This is a genomic window from Rubrimonas sp., from assembly GCF_036788415.1.
Lineage (GTDB): Bacteria > Pseudomonadota > Alphaproteobacteria > Rhodobacterales > Rhodobacteraceae > Rubrimonas.
The window spans coordinates 1-21,845 of the sequence record NZ_DAIQNN010000021.1 but is presented as its reverse complement, the minus strand read 5'-3'; the positions used below and the strand labels follow the sequence as shown (position 1 = coordinate 21,845).

25 protein-coding genes and 1 pseudogene are annotated in these 21,845 nt (G+C 70.7%); 11 read left to right on the top strand and 15 right to left on the bottom strand.

The annotated features are described in order from the left end of the window. Nucleotides 1-50: 50 nt before the first annotated feature. On the bottom strand, nt 51-1,406 hold the full coding sequence (gene hemN / locus V7Q31_RS07580) for an oxygen-independent coproporphyrinogen III oxidase (RefSeq protein ID WP_333833089.1): 1,356 nt from the start codon (nt 1,404-1,406) through the stop codon (nt 51-53). 191 nt (nt 1,407-1,597) lie between these two features. On the opposite strand from hemN, the gene V7Q31_RS07575 reads away from it, so the two are divergent. Then, complete coding sequence (locus tag V7Q31_RS07575; protein WP_333833088.1) at nt 1,598-1,990, top strand: BLUF domain-containing protein; 393 nt, start codon at nt 1,598-1,600, stop codon at nt 1,988-1,990. Between the two features lie 6 nt (nt 1,991-1,996). Here V7Q31_RS07575 and V7Q31_RS07570 read toward each other — a convergent pair whose 3' ends face one another. The 5 genes from V7Q31_RS07570 to gap all read right to left on the bottom strand — a co-directional run bounded on the left by V7Q31_RS07570 (nt 1,997) and on the right by gap (nt 5,468). Next, the gene (locus V7Q31_RS07570) at nt 1,997-3,187 is read right to left on the bottom strand and encodes a phosphoglycerate kinase (RefSeq protein ID WP_333833087.1); all 1,191 of its coding nucleotides are present in this window, start codon (nt 3,185-3,187) and stop codon (nt 1,997-1,999) included. Between the two features lie 35 nt (nt 3,188-3,222). Next, a complete protein-coding gene (locus tag V7Q31_RS07565) occupies nt 3,223-3,855 on the bottom strand; it encodes a MarC family protein (RefSeq protein WP_333833086.1) in 633 nt (210 codons plus the stop codon). Nucleotides 3,856-3,907: 52 nt separating this feature from the next. After that, nucleotides 3,908-4,111, bottom strand: coding sequence for a hypothetical protein (locus tag V7Q31_RS07560; RefSeq protein ID WP_333833085.1), 204 nt, complete (start codon nt 4,109-4,111; stop codon nt 3,908-3,910). 82 nt (nt 4,112-4,193) lie between these two features. After that, nucleotides 4,194-4,454 carry a hypothetical protein gene (locus V7Q31_RS07555; protein WP_333833084.1) on the bottom strand — a complete coding sequence of 87 codons (261 nt, stop codon included), beginning with the start codon at nt 4,452-4,454 and terminating at the stop codon, nt 4,194-4,196. Between the two features lie 12 nt (nt 4,455-4,466). Next, the gene (gene gap / locus V7Q31_RS07550) at nt 4,467-5,468 is read right to left on the bottom strand and encodes a type I glyceraldehyde-3-phosphate dehydrogenase (protein WP_333833083.1); all 1,002 of its coding nucleotides are present in this window, start codon (nt 5,466-5,468) and stop codon (nt 4,467-4,469) included. A 182-nt stretch (nt 5,469-5,650) separates the two neighbouring features. Here gap and V7Q31_RS07545 point away from each other — a divergent pair, with 182 nt between their 5' ends. Beyond that, nucleotides 5,651-7,042: a cytochrome P450 gene (locus V7Q31_RS07545; protein WP_333833082.1), complete on the top strand. Its 1,392-nt coding sequence runs from the start codon at nt 5,651-5,653 to the stop codon at nt 7,040-7,042. A gap of 4 nt (nt 7,043-7,046) precedes the next feature. On the opposite strand, the gene V7Q31_RS07540 is transcribed toward V7Q31_RS07545, so the two are convergent. After that, nucleotides 7,047-7,559 carry a GNAT family N-acetyltransferase gene (locus V7Q31_RS07540; protein ID WP_333833081.1) on the bottom strand — a complete coding sequence of 171 codons (513 nt, stop codon included), beginning with the start codon at nt 7,557-7,559 and terminating at the stop codon, nt 7,047-7,049. A 139-nt stretch (nt 7,560-7,698) separates the two neighbouring features. Here V7Q31_RS07540 and V7Q31_RS07535 point away from each other — a divergent pair, with 139 nt between their 5' ends. From V7Q31_RS07535 to V7Q31_RS07520, 4 genes are all read left to right on the top strand, one after another. Then, the gene (locus V7Q31_RS07535; protein WP_333833080.1) at nt 7,699-8,010 is read left to right on the top strand and encodes a hypothetical protein; all 312 of its coding nucleotides are present in this window, start codon (nt 7,699-7,701) and stop codon (nt 8,008-8,010) included. Further along, a complete protein-coding gene (locus tag V7Q31_RS07530) occupies nt 8,003-8,323 on the top strand; it encodes a cell division protein ZapA (RefSeq protein WP_333833079.1) in 321 nt (106 codons plus the stop codon). Before V7Q31_RS07535 ends, V7Q31_RS07530 begins: the two co-directional genes overlap by 8 nt. 231 nt (nt 8,324-8,554) lie before the next feature. Beyond that, nucleotides 8,555-9,163, top strand: coding sequence for a 5-formyltetrahydrofolate cyclo-ligase (locus V7Q31_RS07525; RefSeq protein WP_333833078.1), 609 nt, complete (start codon nt 8,555-8,557; stop codon nt 9,161-9,163). After that, nucleotides 9,163-9,981 (top strand): TIGR00282 family metallophosphoesterase, encoded by an 819-nt coding sequence (locus tag V7Q31_RS07520; RefSeq protein WP_333833077.1) that lies wholly within the window; start codon nt 9,163-9,165, stop codon nt 9,979-9,981. Before V7Q31_RS07525 ends, V7Q31_RS07520 begins: the two co-directional genes overlap by 1 nt. A 5-nt stretch (nt 9,982-9,986) precedes the next feature. On the opposite strand, the gene V7Q31_RS07515 is transcribed toward V7Q31_RS07520, so the two are convergent. The 4 genes from V7Q31_RS07515 to V7Q31_RS07500 form a co-directional block, all read right to left on the bottom strand. After that, a complete protein-coding gene (locus V7Q31_RS07515; RefSeq protein ID WP_333833076.1) occupies nt 9,987-11,492 on the bottom strand; it encodes an alpha/beta hydrolase in 1,506 nt (501 codons plus the stop codon). A 155-nt stretch (nt 11,493-11,647) separates the two neighbouring features. Beyond that, nucleotides 11,648-12,415: a Bax inhibitor-1/YccA family protein gene (locus tag V7Q31_RS07510; RefSeq protein WP_333833075.1), complete on the bottom strand. Its 768-nt coding sequence runs from the start codon at nt 12,413-12,415 to the stop codon at nt 11,648-11,650. A gap of 171 nt (nt 12,416-12,586) precedes the next feature. Further along, nucleotides 12,587-15,136, bottom strand: a complete 2,550-nt coding sequence (locus tag V7Q31_RS07505; RefSeq protein WP_333833074.1) for an ABC transporter permease — start codon at nt 15,134-15,136, stop codon at nt 12,587-12,589. Then, nucleotides 15,133-15,897, bottom strand: coding sequence for an ABC transporter ATP-binding protein (locus tag V7Q31_RS07500; RefSeq protein ID WP_333833073.1), 765 nt, complete (start codon nt 15,895-15,897; stop codon nt 15,133-15,135). Before V7Q31_RS07500 ends, V7Q31_RS07505 begins: the two co-directional genes overlap by 4 nt. On the opposite strand from V7Q31_RS07500, the gene V7Q31_RS07495 reads away from it, so the two are divergent. After that, the gene (locus tag V7Q31_RS07495; protein WP_333833072.1) at nt 15,896-16,570 is read left to right on the top strand and encodes an arylesterase; all 675 of its coding nucleotides are present in this window, start codon (nt 15,896-15,898) and stop codon (nt 16,568-16,570) included. The two genes, V7Q31_RS07500 and V7Q31_RS07495, sit on opposite strands and share 2 nt — an antisense overlap. Nucleotides 16,571-16,574: 4 nt before the next feature. Then, the gene (gene thpR, locus V7Q31_RS07490) at nt 16,575-17,111 is read left to right on the top strand and encodes an RNA 2',3'-cyclic phosphodiesterase (protein WP_333833071.1); all 537 of its coding nucleotides are present in this window, start codon (nt 16,575-16,577) and stop codon (nt 17,109-17,111) included. A gap of 7 nt (nt 17,112-17,118) precedes the next feature. Here the strand turns inward: thpR and V7Q31_RS07485 are convergent, their stop codons facing one another. From V7Q31_RS07485 to V7Q31_RS07475, 3 genes are all read right to left on the bottom strand, one after another. Then, a complete protein-coding gene (locus V7Q31_RS07485; RefSeq protein WP_333833070.1) occupies nt 17,119-18,078 on the bottom strand; it encodes an NADPH:quinone oxidoreductase family protein in 960 nt (319 codons plus the stop codon). 130 nt (nt 18,079-18,208) lie between these two features. Then, entirely contained in the window at nt 18,209-18,964 is a 756-nt protein-coding gene (locus V7Q31_RS07480) for a DUF3108 domain-containing protein (protein WP_333833069.1), read from the bottom strand. Between the two features lie 62 nt (nt 18,965-19,026). Next, on the bottom strand, nt 19,027-19,857 hold the full coding sequence (locus tag V7Q31_RS07475) for an enoyl-CoA hydratase-related protein (RefSeq protein WP_333833068.1): 831 nt from the start codon (nt 19,855-19,857) through the stop codon (nt 19,027-19,029). A 162-nt stretch (nt 19,858-20,019) separates the two neighbouring features. Here V7Q31_RS07475 and V7Q31_RS07470 point away from each other — a divergent pair, with 162 nt between their 5' ends. The 3 genes from V7Q31_RS07470 to V7Q31_RS07460 all read left to right on the top strand — a co-directional run bounded on the left by V7Q31_RS07470 (nt 20,020) and on the right by V7Q31_RS07460 (nt 21,363). After that, a complete protein-coding gene (locus tag V7Q31_RS07470) occupies nt 20,020-20,268 on the top strand; it encodes a ParB N-terminal domain-containing protein (RefSeq protein WP_333833067.1) in 249 nt (82 codons plus the stop codon). A 234-nt stretch (nt 20,269-20,502) separates the two neighbouring features. Then, nucleotides 20,503-20,691 carry a hypothetical protein gene (locus V7Q31_RS07465; protein WP_333833066.1) on the top strand — a complete coding sequence of 63 codons (189 nt, stop codon included), beginning with the start codon at nt 20,503-20,505 and terminating at the stop codon, nt 20,689-20,691. A 6-nt stretch (nt 20,692-20,697) separates the two neighbouring features. Next, nucleotides 20,698-21,363 carry a Fic family protein gene (locus V7Q31_RS07460; protein WP_333833065.1) on the top strand — a complete coding sequence of 222 codons (666 nt, stop codon included), beginning with the start codon at nt 20,698-20,700 and terminating at the stop codon, nt 21,361-21,363. Here the strand turns inward: V7Q31_RS07460 and V7Q31_RS07455 are convergent. Further along, a pseudogene (locus V7Q31_RS07455) lies at nt 21,360-21,845 on the bottom strand (elongation factor 4); the annotation flags it as partial. The gene V7Q31_RS07460 and the pseudogene V7Q31_RS07455 sit on opposite strands and share 4 nt — an antisense overlap.

Genomic DNA, 21,845 nt, shown 5'->3' with positions numbered 1-21,845 from the left:
CCGACCGGTCAACCGTTTTCGCCGCAGCGCAAAAGCCGCGCTGCGCCCGCTCAGACCGCGATGGCGTGCCGCGCCCCGCCGCCGCCCTGCGCCAGATAGGCGTCGAAGGCCGCGGCGATGGCGCGCAGCGCTGGCCGACCCCGATCGGCGACCCGCACCCGGCCCTGCCGCATCTCGACGAGACCGTCCTCGACGAAGGGCTTCAGCGCCTCCATCTCGGTGGCGAAATAGTCCGGCGTCTCGCCATGGGCGAAGGCCTGGGCGGGCAGGTCGACTTCCATGTCGCACATGATCCGCTCGATCACGTCGCGGCGCAGACGGTCGTCGCCGATCAGCGCCCGCCCGCGATGCACCGGCAACTGGCCGGCCTTCACCGCGCGCGCCCATGCGCCCGTCTCGACGATGTTCTGCGCGTAGCCCTGCGGCGTCTGGCTGATCGAGGTGGCGCCGAGGCCCAGCAGGTGCTCGGACTGGTCGTCGGTGTAGCCTTGGAAATTCCGCCGCATCCGACCGGTATGCGCGGCGCGGGTCAGCGGGTCGGAGGGCAGCGCGAAATGGTCGAGCCCGAGGCGCTCATAGCCGTGCGATACGAGGATTTTCGCCGCCTCGTCGGCCTGCTCGAAGCGCGCCTCCAGATCGGGCAGCGTGTCCTCGGGAATCATGCGCTGATTCTTGGCCATCCACGGCACATGCGCGTAGCCGAACAGCGCGATGCGCGAGGGGCGCAGGTCGACGGCGCGCTCGACGGTCGCGGCGAGAGATTCGACGGTCTGGCGGGGCAGCCCGTACATCAGGTCGAAATTGATGGCGTTGACGCCTGCGGCGCGCAGGTTCTCCACCGCGCGGCGGACGGTCTCGTAGGGCTGCACGCGGTTGATCGTCTTCTGCACGTCGGCGTCGAATTCCTGCACGCCGAGGCTCGCGCGGGTGAAGCCCATCTCGCCGAGCGCGGCGGCCATCGAATCCTCAAGCGTGCGCGGGTCGATCTCGACGGCGATCTCCGCGTCGGGGCGGACGGCGAAGGCCTCGCGCAGGCGGGTCATCACGGCGGCCATGCAGTCCGCCGGCATGGCGGTGGGCGTGCCGCCGCCCCAATGGACATGGCCGACCTGCATCCGCCCCGGCATCGCGCCGGCGAGCAGGTCGACTTCCGTAGCGAGCACCCCGGCATAGTCGCGCACCGGCTGCTCGCGCGCGGCGAGCTTCATGTTGCAGCCGCAATACCAGCAGACCTTCTTGCAGAACGGCACATGCAGATAGAGCGACAGCGGCGCGTCGAGGGGCGTCGCGCCCAGCCATTCCCGCCATGTCGCCTCGGGGAAGTCCGGCGCGAAATGCGGCGCGGTCGGATAGGACGTATAGCGCGGCACGCGTCGGTTGGCGTGTTTGGCGATGATCGGATCCATGCGGTCTTCCCCCTGCCGTCGCAACGCGGCTCGCCCCGAGCGTCGCCGGCGCAGCTTCGCCCCGCCTTGACCGGCGTCAAACCGGCGCCTTGGCGCCATGCGGCGCCGCGGCGCCGGAGGAATTGCTCCCGGTCAATCTGACTTGAGTGGTCTTCTGCTACCTTCGGCCCCGCCCGGTCGAGGATATTGCGATGCTGTGCAGACTTGCCTACGCCTCGCGGGCGCTGATCGACGGGCGCAGCGTCGAGTTTCTCGACCTCATCCGCACGAGCGCCCGCAAAAACGCCGCACGCGGCGTGACCGGCGCGCTGTTCTTCAACGCGGTCGAATTCTTCCAGGTTATCGAAGGCGAGGAGGCCGTGATCGACGCGCTGTTCGCCGCGATCCAGGTCGACCCCCGCCATTTCGACGTCGCGCTTCTGCTGCGCGACATCGTCGAGGCGCGGCGATTCTGCGGCTGGGAGCTCAAGATGATCGACGGCGCGCGCTATCTGCATCTGCGTCATCTGTTCGACTACGACCGCATGGTCGCCGCCGGCCCGAGCGGGGTCGAGAAGCGGATCGAGCTTCTCGCCCAGCTTTAGGGCGTCTCAGCGCGAGAGCGCGGCGACGCCCGGAAGGGTCTTGCCCTCCAGCCACTCCAGAAACGCGCCGCCCGCCGTGGAGATGAAGGAGAAGTCCTTCGCCGCCCCGGAGGCGTTGAGCGCAGCCACAGTGTCGCCCCCGCCCGCGACCGTCAGCAGCTCGCCGGCGCGCGTCAGCTCCGCCGCCTTCAAGGCCGCCGCATTGGTCGCCGCGTCGAAGGGCGTCAGCTCGAACGCGCCGAGGGGGCCGTTCCAGACCAGCGTCTTGGCGCCTTCGAAGCGGCGGGCGAGTTCGGCGACGCTGTCGGGGCCGGCGTCGAGAATCATCGATCCGTCCGGGGTCTGCGTCGCGGGAACCACCACATGCGGGGCGTTCGCCGCGAAGGCCTCGGCGGCGACGACGTCCGACGGCAAAATGATCTCGCAACCCGCCTTCCCGGCCTTGGCCAGAATGTCGCGCGCGGTGTCGAGCATGTCGGGCTCGGCGAGCGATTTGCCGATCTGGGCGCCCTGGGCGAGCAGGAAGGTGTTGGCCATCGCGCCGCCGACCACCAGCTGGTCGACCTTCGAGATCAGATTGCCGAGCAGGTCGAGCTTGGTCGAGACCTTGGCGCCGCCGACCACCGCGATCACCGGTCGCTCGGGGGCGGTCAGCGCCTTCTCCAGCGCCTTGAGCTCGGCCTCCATCAGGCGCCCCGCGCAGGACGGCAGGTAGAACGTCACGCCCTCGGTGCTGGCGTGCGCGCGATGGGCGGCGGAGAAGGCGTCGTTGCAATAGACGTCGCCAAGTTTGGCGAGTTCGGCGGCGAAGGCGGGGTCGTTGGCCTCCTCGCCGGGGTGGAAACGGGTGTTCTCGCACAGCAGCGCGCGGCCCGGGGCGAGCTTCTGGCTGGCCTTCTCCGCGGCCTCGCCGACGCACTCCTCGACGAACTCGACCGGAACGCCGAGCGCGGCCTCGAGCGCGGGGCGGATTTGCGACAGGCTCATCGACGGGACGACCTTGCCCTTGGGCCGGTCGAAATGCGCCAGCAGGATCGGCTTTCCGCCATGGGCGAGGATGTCGCGGATGGTCGGCGCGATGGCGCGCAGGCGCGTGTCGTCGGTCACCACGCCGTCATGCACCGGCGCGTTGACGTCGACCCGCGTCAGCACGCGCTTGCCTGCCAGGTCCATGTCGTCGAGCGTTTTGAAACCCATGATCTTTCTCTCCCCCTATAAGTCCCTGCGCGCCGTCACCCGAGAGACAGCGGCGCGCCGATGTCCACCAGCGCGCGCAGCACCGCATCGACGGCGACTGCGGCGAGGATGATCCCCATCACCCGGCTTATCACGCTCGCCCCCGACGACCCCAGCCGGCGGTTGAGCGGGACGGCGGCGAACAGCACCGCCAGCGTGATCGCGAGCACGCCGACCAGCAACCCCGCCGTGACGGCCTGCTGCGCGACCGAAAACCGGTCGTTGTCGGTCAGCGCCACCACCGCCAGCATCGCGCCCGGCGATGCGATGGACGGCATCGCCAGCGGAAACACCGCCTTGTCCATAGAATCGTCCGCATCCGCCTCGGCGAGCTCAGTCTCGGGCTTGCTGTCGCCGAAGATCATCGACAGCGCGAAGAGAAACAGCACGATCCCGCCCGCGATGCGGAACGAGGCCAGCGAGATGCCGATGCCCTCGAGCAGGAGCTGGCCCGCCACGAGGAAGAACATCAGCACGCCGCCCGCCACCAGCACGGCGCGCACGGCGATGGCGCGATGCCGGTCGGCGGGGGCGCTGCGCGTGGCGTGGATGAAGATCGGGACCGACCCGATGGGGTCGATCACCACGAACAGCGTGATGAAGTCGCGGATCAGGGCGGCGAGGTCCATCGGCGTTCCGGCTGCTCCCCGCGACTGCGGTCTGTCGAGAAACCCGCCCCGGTCAGGGCGCGGCGAAGCGGATGAGCGTCAGCGCGATCCCCGCGCCCGCGCCCCATGTCACGAGTATGGCGAGGTAGAGTTGGAAGGCGGTTGGCATCGACGACACGCGCCCGTCGATCCGGGCGAGCGTTTCCTTCATCGAGGCGATGTCGCGCCGGATCTCCTTGAAGTCTTCCTCCAGTCTTGAGACGCGCGCTTCGATCATCGGATCCTCCGGGCCGCCGCCACCCGCCACCCTCTTTGCGCGAACAGCGTTAAGGTCGGTCACGCCCTCTCGCTCAAACTTATCAGGCATCAGACGCCCTTGGCAGAGATTCCGACAGCAGCGCGTCGCGAAGAAGATCGACCCGATGCTTCTCAACCATGCCGCACCGCTTGCAGGCGGTCTCGATCAGGTAGCACTCTCCGTTCTCGGTCGCCGCAACATCGTCGACGATGAGCCGAAGCAGGAACTGGTCGTAACCACATCGCAGACAGGTGAAGCCTGGGAATGCATCCTCCAGCATGAATGCCGCGTCTGCGAGGCGTCCAGCCAGTTCCTCCTTCATCCGCAGATCGCCTCAGATCGTCTTCGCCAGCGCCGTCGCCGTGTCGAGCATGCGGTTGGAGAAGCCCCACTCATTGTCGTACCAGCTCAGCACGCGGCAGAGCGTGCCGTCCATCACCTTGGCCTGGTCCATGTGGAAGACCGAGGAGTGCGAGTCATGGTTGAAGTCCGAGGAGACGAGCGGCTCGAACGTGTAGCCGAGGATCCCCTTCAGCGGACCGTCGGCCTCGGCCTTGATCGCCTCCTGAATCTCGGCGACCGAGGTCTTGCGCGCGGCGATGAACTTCAGGTCCACGACCGAGACGTTGGGCGTCGGCACGCGGATCGCCACGCCGTCGAGCTTGCCGTTGAGCTCGGGCAGCACGAGGCCCACGGCCTTGGCGGCGCCGGTCGAGGTCGGGATCATCGACAGCGCGGCGGCGCGGGCGCGGTAGAGGTCCTTGTGCAGCGTGTCGAGCGTCGGCTGGTCGCCGGTGTAGCTGTGGATCGTGGTCATGAACCCCTTCTCGATCCCGATGGCCTTGTTCAGCGCATAGGCCACGGGGGCGAGGCAGTTGGTGGTGCAGGAGGCGTTGGAGACGACGAGATCGTCCTTCGTCAGCACGTCGTGGTTGACGCCGTAGACGATGGTCTTGTCGGCCCCGCCCGCCGGCGCCGAGACCAGCACGCGCTTGGAGCCGTTGGCGAGGTGGAAGGCGGCCTTGTCGCGGTCGGTGAAGATGCCGGTGCACTCCATCGCGACGTCGACATCGCCCCAGGGCAGCTCCTTGGGATCGCGGATCGCGGTCACGCGGATCGGGCCGCGGCCGACGTCGATGCTGTCGCCGTCCACCGTCACCGTGCCGGGGAAGCGGCCATGCACGCTGTCGTAGCGGATCAGATGCGCGTTGGTCTCGACCGGGCCGAGATCGTTGATCGCCACCACCTCGACATCGGTGCGCCCCGATTCGATCAGCGCGCGCAAAACGTTGCGTCCGATGCGCCCGAACCCGTTGATCGCGACCTTCACCGCCATGTGTCTTCCCCCGATGTCATTGAGCACGCGCCGCGCGCGGGTTGATGTCGCCGGCCTTATAACGATGCGCAAGGAGAAACGAAAGTTGCGCGTTCGCATGGGGGAGATGGCGCGCGGTTTGCCCGCCTGCCGGGCGGCGCTATCTGCCGTTGCGTCCAGAACGATCCGCAAGGAGGCGGCAGATGCCCCGCGACCTCGTCGATCCGCCGTTCCCCGTGGGCGTTCCTGCGCCGCCGAAGCCGCTGGGCCTGTGGGGCACGTTCCGCACCGCCCGGCGCAACGTGCTGGAGCTGATCCCCGCGCCCGCCTATCGCGAACCGATCCTCTCGGGCGGCGGCATGATCGGTCTGGGCGCGTCGCGCTGGATGATGATCATGGCGCCGGAATGGGTCGAGCATGTGCTCAAGACCCGCGCGCGCGACTACCCCCGTTCCGACATCACCCGCCGCGTGCTGAAGCCGCGCGAGGGCGACAGCCTGCTGACCGCCGAATGGGAAGGCTGGCGCTGGCAGCGCCGGGCGATGGCGCCGATGTTCCAGCCGCGCAATCTCGACGCCTTCGCCCCCGCCATGACCGCCGCCGCCGAGGCGATGTCGGCGCGGATCGGCGCGGCGGCGGATGCGGGCGAGACGGCGGATGTCAGCGCGGCCTCGGTCGCCGCCACATTCGACGTGATCACCGAGGCCGCGCTGTCGGGGCGCGAGGCGCTCGACCGCGACGCGGTGATCCGCGGCATCGACCGCTTCATCACGGTGGCCGGCAAGCTGTCGCTGCTCGACGTGTTCGGCGCGCCGAACTGGGTTCCGCGTCCCGGGCGGCTCTTCGCCGGCGGGCGCGCGCTGGACCGTCGGATCGACGCGATCATCGCCGCCCGCGCCGCCAATCCGAAGGCCGAGGGCGAAGCGCCGGACCTGCTCGACCTGCTGATGAGCGCGCGCGACGCGGAGACGGGCCGCGCCCTCTCGCCCGCCGAGCAGCGCAACAACCTGCTGTCGCTGATCGTCGCCGGCCACGAGACGACGGCGCTGACCATCGCCTGGACGCTCTATCTGCTCGCTCTCGACCCCGCAGCCCAGGCCCGCGCGCGCGACGAGGCGCAGGCCGCACTCGGCGACCGGGCGGCCTCGGCGGGCGACCTGCCCCGCCTGCCCTTCCTGCGCCAGACCATCGACGAGGCGCTGCGGCTCTACCCGCCGGCGGGCTTTCTCGCGCGCACGGCGAAAGCGGAGGACGACATCGGCGGCCATCCGGTGCGGCCGGGCGACACGATCATGCTGCCGGTCTATGCGATGCACCGCCACCGCCTGCTGTGGGACGCGCCCGACTCGTTCGAGCCGGACCGCTTCGCCCCCGACGCCTCGGCGGGTCGCCACCGCGCCGCGTTCCTGCCGTTCGGCGCCGGGCCGAAGATCTGCATCGGCATGGGGTTCGCCGTGATGGAGGCGCAAATCCTGCTCGCGACCGTGCTCGCGCGCTTCGCCTTCGCCCTTCCCGAAGGCTTCGCCCCGCGCCCCCGGATGATCCTCACCCTCCGGCCCGAAGGCGGGATGCCGCTGCGCGCGCACAGGCTCTGAGCGCTCAGGCGACGTCGCCGGGCGCAGCGGCGGCGAGGTCGCAAAACATCACGGCGAATGGCCCGAAGGCGTCGCGGCCCTCGCGCAGGGTGCGGAACCCCGCCCGCTCGAACAGCCCGAAGCTCGCCGCGTTCCCGAAGTCGATCTCGGCGACGCAGCGCCCGACGCCCGAGGCCGCGAGCCACCGCGTCGCGCCGCGCACCAACTCCGCCCCGAAGCCGCAGCGCCGCGCCTCGGGCAGCAGAGCGAGCCCGATGAACGCCTCGCCGCCCTCCACCCGCAACCCGTGATCGCCGATCACCGCGCCGTCGCGCCGCCGCGCCACGGCGAGATTGATCCAGCCGCGCCCGTCGAACGGGTGTCGCGCGGCGGCCTCGACCACGCGGCGCGGCCAGGCGGCCTCGTCCTCGGCCCAATGCATGAACTGGCGCACCAGCGGATCGGCGCGCAGGCGCAGATGGGCCGCGAGATCCGCGGGGCGATAGCGCCGCACAGCCAGTCGGTCGGTTTCGAACATGGCGCTGCTCCGCGTTCCGGTCACGCCGCAGGCGCGGCCAGCGACCGCCGGATGTGACAGAACCGAGTTCCTCTCATATTCTATCACCGGTCGAAGGAATTTGCGATTCGTCAAAGCGGCGGAGCGGAAAGGTCAGAGCATGGACGAAGAGCGCGGCGTTTTCGCTGGCCCGGCGGACCGGATCGACGCGCTGGCGCGGCGCCTGGCCCGGCTGCTCGCCGCACGCGACGCGGCGCTCGCCGCCGCGACCGCCCGCGCCGACGCGGCCGAAACCGAGCGCGCCCGGCTGAAGGCGGCCCTCGACGAAGCCGAGGCCGCCCGCGCCCATGACGCGCGGCTGCGCCGAGAAGCCGCCGACGCGCTCGACGCCGCCATCGCCGACCTCAAGGCCGCCGCGCGCGCCGAGAGCGCGCGGGCCGGCGCCGCAACGGGAGCGCAGGGACATGGCTGAGCTCGACGTGTCGGTGGCGGGCCGGAATTACCGCCTCGCCTGCGACGACGGTCAGGAGCCGCATCTGCGCGCGCTCGCCGCGATGCTCGACGGCGAGGCGCGCGCGCTGTCGGCCGCCGGCGGCATCATCGGCGAGGCGCGCCTCCTGCTGATGACCGCGCTGATGATGGCCGACCGGCTGCACGAGACCGAGGCGCAGCTGCGCGCCACTCAGGGCGCCGCCGCGCCGGAAGCCGACGCCCCGGCGCTCGGCGAGAGCCTCGACCGGCTCGACGCGCTCATCGCCGCGCATGAGCGGAGCGGCGCATCCTGACCCGCGCCTTTCCAATCTCCCCGGTCAGGGCTATGTTGAACGCAGGCGGGCTCTGTCCTTCCCGTGAGGGGACTGAATCCCGGTGGCCTTAAAACTTCTCGCGGGAGCCGGCTCTGCCTCGGGTCGTGGCCTGAAGCACCTGGCGCCCACCTGGTCAACCAGGCTCGCGAGGATCTGCGCCTCCACGGTCGCGATGGACCCGCCGCCCTCCCGCATCGCCGGACCCGACGCATGACCGACCGCCGACATGTCGATCCCGCGCCGACCGCCGCCGACCGCAAGCCCGCGCTGCGCGCCGAAGCCCTCGCCCGGCGCGCCGAAGCGCAGGCGCGCATCGGCCCGGACGCCGCGCGCGCGGCCTGCGCGCATCTGCGCGATCTGATCGGCGCGCCGGGGGGGCCGGTCGCGGGGTATCTGGCCATCCGCTCCGAGATCGATCCGGCGCCGGCCATGACAGCGCTCCACGAGGACGGCGTCGCGGTCTGCGTCCCGGTCGTGGTCGCGCGCGGCGCGGCGCTGGTCTTCCGGATCTGGCGGCCGGGCGGCGCGCTGGTCCGCGACGGCTTCGGCTGCGCCGCGCCGACCGACGGCGCCGAGACTACGCCGCGCGCGCTGATCGTCCCGCTGCTCGCCTTCGACCGGCGGGGGACGCGGCTCGGCTATGGCGGCGGCTATTACGACCGCACGCTGGCGGCGCTGCGCGCGCAGGGCCCGGTCCGGGCAATCGGCTTCGCCTTCGCCGCGCAGGAAGTGGCGAGCCTCCCCGCCGACCCGCATGACGCGCCGCTCGACGCCGTCGTCACCGAGACCGGCCCCATCCTGTTCGGAAAGGCCGGCTGATGCGGCTGCTCTATCTCGGCGACGTGGTCGGGCGGTCGGGGCGCGACGCGGTGGTGGCGGAGCTTCCGGGCCTGCGCGCGCGACTGCGGCTCGATTTCGTCGCCGTGAACGCCGAGAACGCCGCCGGCGGCTTCGGCTGCACAGGCAAGATCGCCGAGGACATCCTCGCCGCCGGCGCCGACGCGGTCACCCTCGGCGACCACGCCTTCGACCAGAAGGACATGCTGCAGGCGCTCGACCGCGAGCCGCGCATCCTGCGCCCGCTCAACATCGCGCGCGCCGCCCCCGGCGCGGGGTTCCGCATCTTCCCAGCCCCGCGCGGGCGCAAGGTGGCCGTCGCGGTGGCGCTCGGTCGGGTGTTCATGAGCAAGCCCTATGACGACCCGTTCTCCGCGCTGGATGCGGCGCTCAAGGCCGCGCCGCTGGGCGCCGGCGTCGACGCCGCCATCGTCGAAATCCACGCCGAGGCGACGTCGGAGAAGATGGCGACCGGCTGGTGGCTCGACGGGCGGGCGAGCCTCGTCGTCGGCGCCCACACCCATGTGCCCACTTCCGACGCGATGATCCTGCCGAAAGGCACCGCCTATCAGACCGACGCCGGCATGTGCGGCGACTATCTCAGCGTCATCGGGATGGACCGCAAGGAGCCGCTGCGCCGCTTCGTCACCGGCATGACGGGCGACCGTTTCGAGCCCGCCTCCGGCCCCGCGACGCTGTCGGGCGTCTTCGTGGAGACCGACGACGCGACCGGGCGCGCCCGCAGCGTCGCCCCGCTGCGCCTCGGCGGCGCGCTGGCGCCGAGCCTGCCGGATCTCTGACGCCCTCAGCCCGCGACCATCGGGAAGGTGACGGCGATGGCGAGCGCGAAGATGGCGGCGTTGGCGAGCCCCCCCACCGCCCAATGCCCGGTCCGCCGGTGCGCCCAGTAGCTGAACAGACCGAACACCGCGAAGAACGCGACCAAAGGCGGCGCGAGGATGATCAGGAAAAAGAGGCGCGGCAGGTTCAGCGCCACGGCGAGCGCGAGCGACATGAGGAACAGAAGCTTCGTCGCAGCATAGGCGCCGGGCGGGCCGGACCGCGTCAGCCGCTCGTCCGCGAGGAAATAGAGCAGCGTTCCGGGCAGCAGCGCGGCGAACAGCGGAAGCCGCTCGGGCGTGGGCGCGAAGCTGGTGACGAACTGGTCGATCACGCCGCCCACGACGACCAGCGCGAAGAGCGCCGCCGCCAGCGCGGCGAGCGCGAGCCGACCCGTCGAGACGCCGCCCTTCGGAAGCCCTCGGCGCAGCGCCAATCCCAGCCACATCAGCGCGCCGAACAGCGCGAAATGCAGCGCCAGATAGTCGCCGACCGCGATCGGCAGAAAGCGGATGTCGGTCGGCCACAGGATCAGCGGCGTCGCGACAGCCGGCAGACCGCCGATCAGCGCCACGTCGCGCCAGCCGAAGGCGCGAGACGGCTCGGCGAGGCGCGGCAGCAGGCGCGACAGCGGCCAGGCGGCGGCGACGGCGGCGGCGATCAGCGCGACGATCCACGGCCCCCGGGCCCGCGGCGGAGCGGCGTCGGAAGTCCGCCCGAACGCCGCGTCGAGCCAACCCCGCGCCTCGCGCAGGCTCTCGGTCGCGAACAGCACGCCGACATGCTCGACGCCATCGGCGAAGACGACCCGCCGCGCCCCAAACCCCGGCGAGTCGAAATCCCCGAAGGTCTCGCCCTCGCCCGCCTCTGGCCCAGCCGTGAGCCGCAGCACCCGCACCGCCTCGTCGGTCAATCCGCCTTCCAGCGCGCCGACCACGACCAGCAGGTTGCGGGGGCTGTCCGCCGTCACCACGGGCGAGAACATCGAGACCGCGACGACCGCCTGCGTTTCGGGATGGCGCTGGGCGTGGCGCACGACGATGTCGGCGGCCATCGAATGGCCGAGAACGGCGATCCGCCCGTCCGACTGCGGCTGGGCGCGCGCCCACTGCGCCACCGTCGCCATCTCGGCGAGCAGCCGCTCGGTCGCCCCGTCCTCCCGCGCGACGTCGCCCGACAGAGGCGCCGGATTGCGGCCATGGCCGAGCGCGTCGTAGCTGACCGCCAGATAGCCCGCCTGCGCCAGATCGAGCGCGAAGGCCTCCATCAGCCGCGCCGACCCGGAGAAGCCGTGCGCGATCAGCACCGCGGGGCCGGGCGGCGCGCCATCGCGCCAGTGCAGCGTCGCCGGCGTCCCCTCGACGGCGACGCGCGCCACGCTCAGCCCCTCGGCGCCAGCGTTCAGACGAAGGAGGGCGAGCGCGCCGAGCGCCAGCGCGGCGGCGAGAACGAGGATGGGCGCAAGGCGCATGTGGCGGAACCTCCGGCGCGAAGCGGCGCGCGCCGGGAACCTAGGCGCGCGGGCGCTGGGGATCAAACGCCGGAGCGCGCGGAAGCGACGGCGCAAAAGAAAAAGGGCCGGCGTCGCCGCCGGCCCTCCGAAGTCCGTTCCTGAAGGTCAGGCCGTCACTCGCGCGACTGGCCCATGAACTGGAGCAGGAACATGAACAGGTTGAGAAAGTTCAGATAGAGGCTGAGCGCGCCCGACACCGCCGAGGCGTTCAGCTCGCGCTGGCCGCCGCCCATCTGCGTGATCATCACGTATTCGCTCTTGAGCCGCTGAGTGTCGTAGGCGGTCAGGCCGGCGAACACGAGAACGCCGATCACCGACACCGCGAACATCAGCGCTTCCGACTGCAGGAAGATGTTGACGATCGACGCGACCACGAGGCCGATCACGCCCATGATCAGGAAGGTCCCCATGCCGCTGAGGTCCTTCTTCGTGGTGTAGCCGTAGAGGCTCAGCCCGAGGAAGGCGATGGCGGTCACGAAGAAGGTCTGCGCGATCGAGATGCCCGTGAAGCGCACGAAGATCGTGGCGATCGACAGGCCCATCAGCGCCGCGAAGCCCCAGAACACCAGTTGCGCCGTCGCGTGGCTCATCCGGTGGACCATCGCCGCGAAGCCGAACACCACGAGCAGCGGTGCGAACATGATCACATAGACCATGGGCGAGCTGTAGAGCGTGGCGAGGACGCCCATCGGGATGATCCGGGTCGCGCCCGTCTCCATCGCCGCGAGCAGATCCTGCCCGAAGATATACGCGACGAAGCCGGTGACGAGCATCGCCACGCCCATCAGGCCGTAAATCGCGTTCATGTGGGCGCGGAGGCCAGCATCGATCTGCTGGACGCCTACGCCGGTGCGGTTGACCGCCTGTTCGTACTGAGCCATTGCCCTCTCTGCCTTGCAGTTGATCCCGGACGTCCCCGCATTCCCCGAGGACGTTGTAACTCACTGGCGAGATATCGTGTAGCCCGAAGCGCGTTTCAACCGGATTCGGCGCAAAGCGTCGCGCCGCGCCATCCGAATCGACATCGAATCACGCTGGCGCCGCCGCCTCTTTCACTCCCGCGCCCGCAACACCCGCGCAGGCCGCGCCGAAAGCGGTCGCCAGGCGAAGGCGAGGCCCGCCAGAAGGCTCGCCGCGGCCCCGCCCAGCACGACCGCCGCCGCAGACCCCGCCGCGAAGACGAACTCCGCCTCCATGACCTGGGTGATCACCCCCCAGGCCGCGAGCCCACCGAAGACGATGGCCACGAGCCCCGCCGCGGCCCCCGTTATCCCCGCCCGAAGCGCGAAGGAGGACAGGATGCGCGCCCGCGCCGCCCCCAGCGTCTTGAGAACCGCCGCTTCGTAGACGCGCTTGCGCTCTCCCGCCGCCGCAGCCCCGATCAGCACGACGAGCCCGGTCGCGAGCGTCACCGCCGCCCCCCATCGCGCCGCCGCCGCCAATTGCCCGAGCGCGGAGGACACGCGGTCCACCGCGTCGCGCACGCGCACGGCGGTCACGTTGGAGAAGGCGTTGGAGACGTCGCGCAACAGCGCGCCTTCGGCTTCCGGCGCCGCATAGACGGTGGCGATGTGGGTGTGCGGGGCGCCGGCGAAGGCGCCGGGGTCGAAGATCATCAGGAAGTTGATCCCCATGTCGCGGAACTCCACGACGCGCAGATTGGCGATCTCGGCGGTGATCTCGCGCCCGAGCACGCTGACGGTGACGCTGTCGCCGATCCCGAGGCCGAGCTGGCGCGCATGGCCGTCGGAGAAGGAGACGAGCGGCGGGCCGGAATAGTCCTCCGGCCACCATGCGCCTTCGGTGACCACCGCCGCGTCGGGCTGGCGGGCGGAATAGGACACGCCGCGGTCGCCGCGCAGCACCCAGGCGGCGTCGGGGTCGATCTTCGCCTCCGCCGCCGGAACGCCGTCGAGTTTCGTCACCACGCCGCGCAGCATCGGCGCGGTGGCGACGGACTGGAAACCCTCGATCCCGCCTGCGATCCCGAGGAACGGGTCGAGCTGGGCGTTCTGGATGTCCACGAAGAAGAAGGCGGGCGCGCGCTCGGGCAGTTCGCGCTCGATCAGGCTGCGCAGGTTGACATCGACCTGACCGATGGCCGCGAGCACCGTCAGTCCGAGCCCGAGCGACAGAACCGCCCCCGCCGTCTCGCCCCCCGGCCCGCCCACCGAGGCGAGCGCGAGCCGCAGCGCCGGGCGCCCGCGCGCGAGCCGCCCCCGCGCGAGTTTCCCCGCGCCCCAGCGCACCAACGCAGCCGCGCCGAGCAGCGCCGCGAGCGCCGCGGCGAGCCCGCCGACGAACCAGGCGGCGAACAGGGGCGCGCCGGAGAAGGCCACAGCCGCGCCGACGAGCGCGAGGGCGAGCCCTGCGATCACGGCGAGGTCGCGCCGCCCCGGCCATGCCCGCGCCGGGGCCGCCACGTCGCGAAACAGCGCCGCCGCGCGCACCTCGCGCGCCCGCGCGAGCGGCCAGAGCGCGAAGACGAGCGCCGTCAGCCCGCCATAGAGCGCGGCCTCGGCCATCGGGCGGGCGTAGACGCCGAAAAGCGCGGGCAGCGGCATCAGATCGGCGAAGAGCGGCCCGATCAGCGCCGGCCCGAAGCCGCCCAGCGCCAGCCCGGCCGCAATGCCGAGCGCCGCCAGCGCCCCGATCTGCGCGAGATATATGGCGAAGATCTCCGAGCCCGACGCGCCCAACGTCTTGAGCGTCGCGATGGTGGAGGTCTTTTCGTCGAGATAGGAGCCGACCGCCGCCGCGACCCCCACCCCGCCCACCGCCAGCGAGGCGAGCCCCACCAGCACGAGGAAGGAGCCGATGCGCTGCACGAAGCGCTCGACCCCCGGCGCAGGCTCGGTGCGGTCGCGCCAGCGGATGCCGGCTTCGGGGAAAGTCTCGGCCAGATCGGCGCGCAAGCCCGCCAGATCGGCGGTCTCGGGGAGCGTCATGCGCAATTCGGTCTCGTAGAGCGAGCCGGGCGCGAGCAGGCCCGAGCCGTCGAGCCCCTCGCGCAGCGCGAGCGTGCGCGGGCCGAGGCCGAAGCCGCCGGCGGCCTGATCGGGCGCCGAGATCAGGGCCGCGCGCAGCTCGAAGCGCCGGTCGCCAAGGCGGATCGCGTCGCCGGGGCTCACGCCGAGCCGCTCCATCAGCACGGGCTCCATGACCACGCCGAACACGCCGTCGCGCGCGCCCAGAGCCTCCGCGAGCGGCAGGGGCGGGTCGAGCTCGACGGCGCCGACGAGCGGATAGGCGGCGTCCACCCCGCGCAGCTGGGTGAGGCCGCGCTCGACCGCCGCGCCGCGCTCGACCACGGCCATCGAGCGGAAATCGACGGTTTCGGAGTAGCTTAACGCCGTCGCCTCGATCCAGGCGCGTTCTTCCTCGGTCGGGCCGCGATAGACGAATTCGAGTTCGGCGTCGCCGCCGAGGATTGCCCGGCCCTCGCGCGCGAGCCCTTCGGAGATCGCCATGCGGACCGAGCCCACCGCGGCCACTGCCGCGACGCCCAGCGCCAGACAGGCGAGAAAGGTGCGGAAGCCCTTGAGCCCGCCCCGCAATTCGCGCGCCGCGAAGCGCGCGACGAGCCCTGCGCGCAGGCTCATTCCGCGGCCCTTGCGGCGGCGTGTGCTGCGGCTTCGGCCTCGGCGGCTGCGGCGGCGCGCTCCTCGGCATGGTCGTCCTCGCCTTCGGTGCGGCCGTCGCGCATCCGCACCACTCGGTCGCAGCGCGCCGCCAGCTCCGGCGCGTGGGTGACCATGATCAGCGTCGCGCCGTGGCGGTCGCGCAGATCGAACAGCAAATCGGCGATGCCCGCCCCGGTGCTCTCGTCGAGATTGCCGGTGGGCTCGTCGGCGAGCAGGATGGCGGGGCGCGGCGCGACCGCGCGGGCCAGCGCCACGCGCTGCTGCTCGCCGCCCGAAAGCTGCGCGGGGTAATGGTCGGCCCGCGACGCGAGGCCCACCGCTGCGAGTTCCGCCTCCGCGCGCTCCATGGCGTCGCGTGCGCCCGCCAGCTCCAGCGGCGCGGCGACGTTTTCGAGCGCCGTCATCGTCGGGATGAGGTGGAAGGACTGGAACACCACCCCCATATGATCGCGGCGGAAGCGCGCCAGCGCATCCTCGCCCATCGCCGTCAGATCGCGGCCGAGCGCCCGGACCACGCCGCCCGTCGCCCGCTCGAGCCCGCCCATGATCATCAGGAGCGACGACTTGCCGGACCCGCTCGGACCCACAACCCCCACTGTCTCGCCCGCGCGCGCCGTCAGACCCGCGCCGCGGAGGATCTCGACAGCGCCGGCGCGGCTCGGCAGCGTCAGCCGCACGTCGCGCAGCTCGATGATCGGGTCATGTGCGGGGGCGGTCATGGGCCTCGTCCGGATGGGGTGCGCTGCGCTGCGATATGGGGCGCGAGGGGCTGCGCGCAACCTCGTCGCGGCCCTTCTGCTGCTGGCGCTCCCCGCAGCCGCCGCCGAGCCGCTGCGCATCGTGGCGCTCGGCGACAGCCTCACCCATGGCTACGGCCTGCCGCCCGAGGAGGGCTTCGTCCCTCAGCTCGAAGCATGGCTGCGCGAGAACGGCGCGCCGGATGTGACGATGGTCAACGCCGGCGTCTCCGGCGATACGACGGCGGGCGGGCTCGCGCGGCTCGACTGGTCGCTCGCGGAGGGCGCCGACGCGCTGATCGTGGCGCTCGGCGGCAACGACCTGCTGCGCGGCATCGACCCCGCCGCCTCGCGCGCCAATCTCGACGCGATCCTGACCGAGGCGGATGCGCGCGGCCTGCCTGTGCTGCTGTCGGGCATGCGCGCGCCGCTCAATTACGGGGCGGAGTTCAAGGCGGCCTTCGACGCGATGTATCCCGAGCTTGCGGAGAGGCACGGGGCGCTTCTCGACCCGTTCTTCCTCGATGGCGTCGCCTCCGACCGCGCGCTCTGGCAGTCGGATGGGCTTCACCCCAACGCGGATGGCGTGGCCAAGATCGTGGAGCGGATCGGCCCGCTCGTTCTGGAACTCGCCGGGCGCGCCCGCGCCGACTGAGCCGATGCTGCGCCTGTTCGCCGCCATCGCCCCGCCCCCCGATCTGCGGGAGCGCCTCGAATTCTTGCAACGCGGCCTGCCGGGGCGGCGCGTCGCGCCGGAGAACCTGCACCTCACGCTCGCCTTCTTCGGCGAGATCGCGGAGCCGGTCGCGGTCGACCTGCACGCCGCTCTCTCGGCGATCGACGCGCCGCGCTTTTGGGTCACGCTCGACGGCGCCGGCGCGTTCGGCGGCGCCAAGCCGAAGCTGATCTACGCGGCAGTCCGCCCCGAGCCCGCGCTCGACCATCTGCGCGCGAAAGTCCTGCAAGCCGCGCGCGGCGCCGGCCTCGACATCCCCGCCGAGCGCTACACGCCGCATGTCACCCTTTCGCGCATCGCGCCGGGGACGGTGTCCAGCGCGGAGGCCGCCAAGGCGCTGGCCGCGCGCGCGGCGTTTCTGGCCGGCCCGGTCGCGGTGGAGGCGTTCCACCTCTACCGCTCCCATCTGGGCCGCGCGGGGCCGAGCTACGCCGAACTCGCGACCTACGCGCTGCGCTGAAGCCGCCTCACATCGTCAGCACGACTTTTCCGGTCGCCTGACGGGAGCGCAGCAAGTCGAGCCCTTCCTCGGCGCGCTCCAGCGGCAGGACATGGCTGACATGGGGCGCGATGCGGCCTTCCTCCCACCATGCGAGCAACTGGCGCAGGCTGTCGGCGAGCACATGCGGCGCGTGCCGCAGATAGGCGCCCCAGTAGAGCCCGATCACATCGAGATTCTTCACCATGAGGATGTTGGCGGGGATCTGCGGGACCTCCCCGCTGGCGAAGCCGATGGGGATCAGCCGACCCCCGAAATTCGCCGCGCGGAACGCCTCGCGCCAGAAGGCGCCCCCGACCGGATCATAGACGACGTCCGCGCCGCCCAGCGCCTTCACCGCGTCGCGCAACTGCTCGGGTTGCACGTCGAGCAGATGGTCGGCGCCCTTCTCGCGCGCGAGCGCCAGCTTCTCCGCTCCGCGCGCCACCGCGATCACCTCCGCGCCCATCAGCTTGCCGATCTCGACGGCGGTCAGCCCCACGCCCCCCGCCGCGCCGAGCACCAGCAGCCGCTCGCCCGGCGCCAGCCGCGCGCGATGGCCGAGCGCGACATGGCTCGTGCCGTAGGCCACCTGAAGCCCCGCCGCCACCTCGTCCGGCATCGCCTCGGGGATCGGCGCGCAGGCCGCCGCCGGGGCGAGCGCCATCTCGGCGAAACCGCCCCAGCCGGTGATCGCGGCGACCCGCGCGCCGATCTCGACGCCCCCGGCCCCCGGCCCCAGCGCCTCGACCGTCGCGCAGACTTCGATGCCGGGGGCGAAGGGAAGCTGCGGCGTCTCCTGATAGGAGCCCGAAACCATCAGCGTGTCGGCGAAGTTCAGCCCGCAGGCGCGCACCCGCAGCAGCGCCTGACCCGGTCCGGGCGCCGGCGCCGCGACCTCGTCGAGCCGCAGCCGCTCGCCCTTTCCGTGCACCCGCATCGCCCGCATCGCGCTCTCCCCGCCTCGCCTGCGCCGACTCTTCTGCGCCATCGCGCGCGTCGGCTCAAGCGACGCCCCGCCGCTTCGCCGGCGTCGCGGCGTCCGGGCGGAGCGCTTCAGCCTCAGGCGTTTGCGCGGGTCAGCGCCGCTCCAGCCGGAACGGGCCGAAGCGCGTCTCCACGGCGATGGCGTGCGGGCCCCACAGCCCGGGCGCGAGCGGCGACAGGCTGACCGACAGCGCCCCGGGCCGCCTGAGCCGCGCGACGCCCTCGCTGTCCGCGCGATGGCCCGAAACCGGCGCGTAGCGGGCCGCGCAGGCGACGGCGCCGTCGGCTGCGGGGGCGGCGTCGAGCGCCCCCTCCAATACGATGTCGAAGCGCACATAGCCGTTGAAGACCGGCAGCACGCGCCGGCACAGCGCGTCGGGGTCGATGTCGGCGGGCGCCGGCGCCACGAAGGCGCTGAGCGGATCGCGGACGCCCTCCAGATGGGCGGGCGCGATCTCGACGCGGTTCGCGGCGTATTCGGGCGGGATCGGCGGCGTCCGCAGATGCCGCGCCGCGCGGCCGTCCAGAAAATCGATCTCCACCGCGCCGGGGCGCGTGACGCCCTGATAGGCCAGTCGGTACGCCTCGGGCGCGAGATCGGGGACGGGCGCGACCAGCGCCGCCCCGAAGGCGCGCGCCTCCCCTTCCCCGCCCCAGAACAGGAAGCCGACATCCGCCGTCGCCGCGATCTCGTAGCGCGCGCCCTCGACGCGCGCGCGCAGCTGCGCCTCGCCGATGGGTATGCCGCCGATGCTCAGATCGTAGCGCGCGGCCCCGCCGAGCGACGCGTCGGCGGCCGGCGCCGCGGCGAGCAGCAGACAGATGAAGGCGATGCGCGGCGCGGACATCGGCGACCCTCCCGAAGCGACCCTCTGCAAAATAGCGCGCCGGGCAGAGAGGAAAGGGCGGATCAGCGCCGGCGCCCCGTGAAGCGCGGCGGGCGCTTCTCGAAAAAGGCGGCGACGCCCTCGGCGTAGTCCGGCATCCGCCCGACCTCGCGCTGCAGGCCGCGCTCGATCTCCATCTGCACGCTCAGCCCATGCGTCGCCGCCTCGCGGATCGCCTTTTTCGTCAGGCCGAGCGCAACGGTCGGGCCCTGCGCCATCCGCCGCGCCAAAGCCTCGGCCTCGGCCTCCAGCGCGTCGTCCTCCACGGCGCGCCAGATCATCCCCCACTCGGCGGCGGTCGCGCCGTCGATCGCGGCGCCGGTCATCGCCAGCGCCCGCGCCCGCGCCTCGCCGACGAGATGGGTGAGAAACCACGTCCCGCCCGCGTCGGGGATCAGCCCGACCGCGATGTAGGCCTGTGAGAAGGTCGCCGAGCGCGCCGCCAGCGTGATGTCGCAGGCGAGCGCCAGATTGGCCCCCGCCCCCGCCGCCGCGCCGTGGACGGCGCAGATCACCGGCTTCTCGATGTGGCGCAGCTCCTCGATGAGCGGGATCATCCAGGCTTCGAGCGAGGCGCCCAGATCGCTCGGCGCCTCCGGACCGCCGGGGTCGCGCTCGCGCAAATCCCAGCCCGCGCAGAACACCCGCCCCGCCCCGCGCAGCAGCACCGCGCGCACCGCGTCGTCGTCCTCGGCGCGCTCGAGCGCGCGCAGCAGCGCTTCGGCCAGAGGGGGGTCGATGGCGTTGAGCCGGTCGGGGCGGTTGAGCGTCAGCCGCATCAGCCCGTCGGTCAGCTCGACCAGCAGCGCCTCGCCCGCCTGCGTCGGGTCCCCTGTCGCGTCGCCCTGCGCCATGCCGTTCTCCCGCGTCTCCGCCTGCGCCGTCCGCGCGTTATGCGTCGCCCCCTGCGGCGCCGCAAGAGCGGGGGCCCTCTTTGCGGAGCGGGCCTGAGGGGGCAGTATGGCGGGCCAGTATGACGGGGCCGAATGGCGCGCGGGCGGCTGAGGGAGGCGGCGGTGCTGAAGAAGCAGGAATTCCCGATCGCGGCGATCTACGTGCCGGTGAAGCGCAAGCAGGGCTTCGACGCGGCGAAGGCGGCGGCGCTGGCCGAGAGCATCCTGGAGGAGGGCCTGCGCGTGCCGATCCGCGTGCGCGAGGACGGCGACCGCTTCGTGCTGGTGGAAGGGCTGCACCGGCTGGAGGCGTGCCGCAGCCTCGGGGAGGAGACGATCACCGGGGTGCTGGCGCAGGCGCGGGTGCGGTAAGTGTTGATATAGGACATCTGTTTAGGGCCACCACCTGACAAGGCTGGCTTCACAATCCGAGGTTCGTGTGAGCCGTTTCCTAGTGAGATATCCAGAGAGAATCAGGCCTGACGAAGCGCTTACAGTGTGTAAGGTGCGCATAGTGGATGTGAGCTGACACGAAGTTTTTGGTGGTTAGCGATGCGTCAACGCACTAAGATCAAGATCAAAAATATAACCCTGAGGAGGCGGACGATGACCCACGAGCAAACGAAGCGCCTAGAATATCTTTTGGCAGAGGCGCGCAAAGTCAAGGTGACCGATGATGATGTAGCTGAACAGCGCAGAAGTTTCGCCTATGGAAATGCGTCATTTGAAAATGAACGCATTACCCGTGAAATGGTGGACGCTGAGGACAGGAAGCGGGCACGGGCAAACGGCTGACTTGGCATGGTCGACGACCGTAGGCACAGCACACCCGAAAAGGTCCTCGTAGCAGAGGACACGGACGAAAAAGCCCGATTAGAAGCGGCGAACGCGCTCCGCCAAGCGGAGCGCGTACAAAGTATCATATATTCAACTGTCGATGGCTCACGCCCATTCAAGCTAAGGCCGTCCTTATTGCTTGACTTGAACAGGGTAGCGATCAGCGGAATCGATCAATTTGCTGGAAATTTTCGACCTTGCTCAGTCAGCATATCAAAGTCGAAACACATTCCGCCAGGTGCGCATCAAGTTCCCGAATTGGTGGAAGAAATGTGCGATTATGTTAATGATAATTGGCAGACAAAGTCTGCCATACACCTATCCGCGTTTGTCATGTGGAGACTGAATTGGATTCACCCATTCACCGACGGAAATGGGAGAACATCACGGGCCGCATCGTATGTTGTTCTTTGTGTAAAGGAACAGCTATTTTTACCCGGCGTGAAAACGATACCAGAGCAGATACTTGAGAACAGAAAGCCCTATTATGATGCAATCGAAGCTGCTGACGAGAGATATAAAGAGAGCGGATTTTCTGACGATATTGTGAAAGAAATGGAGGGGTTGATTTCTGCATTCTTAGCAGAGCAGCTTGCTAATCTGCACAAATCTGCGGGGCAAGCGACCTAAGAATCCATCTTCAGCGCGGAGATGAAAGCCTCCTGCGGGATCTCGACCTTGCCGAACTGGCGCATCTTCTTCTTGCCGGCCTTCTGCTTGTCGAGCAGCTTGCGCTTGCGGCTGACGTCGCCGCCATAGCACTTCGCGGTCACGTCCTTGCGCAGCGCCCGGATCGTCTCGCGGGCGATGATCCGCCCGCCGATGGCCGCCTGGATCGGGACCTGGAACATGTGCTGGGGGATCAGGTCCTTCAGCTTCTCGCACATGCCGCGGCCGCGCATGTCGGCGCGGGCGCGGTGGACGATCATGCTCAGCGCGTCCACCGGCTCGGCGTTGACGAGGATCTGCATCTTGACCAGATCGCCCTCCTCATAGCCGTCGAGCTGGTAGTCGAAGCTCGCATAGCCCTTGGTGGCGCTTTTCAGACGGTCGTAGAAGTCGAACACCACCTCGTTGAGCGGCAGGCGGTAGACGACCATCGCGCGGCTGCC